This is a genomic window from Actinomadura sp. 7K534, assembly GCF_004348575.1.
Classification (GTDB): domain Bacteria; phylum Actinomycetota; class Actinomycetes; order Streptosporangiales; family Streptosporangiaceae; genus Spirillospora; species Spirillospora livida.
This window is the reverse complement of sequence record NZ_SMKB01000542.1, coordinates 1-644: the sequence shown is the minus strand read 5'-3', so window position 1 is coordinate 644 and position 644 is coordinate 1. Positions and strand designations below refer to the sequence as shown.

The 644-nt window shown below is 76.6% G+C and carries 2 protein-coding genes; one reads left to right on the top strand and one right to left on the bottom strand.

Going from position 1 to position 644, the window contains the following annotated elements; translation table 11 throughout:
- A partial coding sequence (locus E1266_RS37620) for a zinc finger domain-containing protein (protein ID WP_279436381.1) occupies positions 1-248 on the top strand: 248 nt, incomplete at its 5' end.
- A 53-nt stretch (positions 249-301) separates the two neighbouring features.
- Here E1266_RS37620 and E1266_RS37615 read toward each other — a convergent pair.
- Positions 302-644: chorismate-binding protein (locus tag E1266_RS37615; RefSeq protein ID WP_207946175.1), on the bottom strand; the 343-nt coding region annotated here is incomplete at its 5' end.

Genomic DNA, 644 nt, shown 5'->3' with positions numbered 1-644 from the left:
GGATCTGGGACGACCTGGTGGTGCTGATGGCGGCAGGGGTGCGGGCGGGGCGGATCGACACGGTCCGTCCGGAGCACATGCCGGAGGCGATGGGGCGGCCGCCGCGGGTGGACGGGCACGGCGGTGAGGTGTACGTGTACCGGCGGGCGGGGCTGCCGTGCCTGGTGTGCGGGTCGGAGGTGCGGACGGTGGAGCTGGCGGCGCGGAACCTGTTCTGGTGTCCGGGGTGCCAGCCGCCCGCCGTGTGACCCCACCGTGTGACCCGCCGTGTGAGCGCGGCCGTGCGGGGCGGGGTCTGCCGCTAGCCGCTGAGGGCGTCCTGCATGGGGCGGAACTTGGTGCGGGCCTCGGCGAGTTCGGCGCCGGGGTCGGAGTCGGCGACGATGCCGCAGCCGGCGAACAGCCGGGCGCGGGTTCCGTCGATCTCGGCGCAGCGCAGGGCGATGCCCCATTCGCCGTCGCCGCGGGCGTCGACCCAGCCGACGGGCCCGGCGTAGCGTCCGCGGTCCATGCCCTCGAGTTCGCGGATGAGGTCCATGGCGGTGCCGGTGGGGGTGCCGCAGACGGCGGGCGTGGGGTGCAGGGCGGCGACGACGTCGAGGACGGAGCGGTCGGCGGCGAGGCGCCCGCGGACGGGGGAGGCG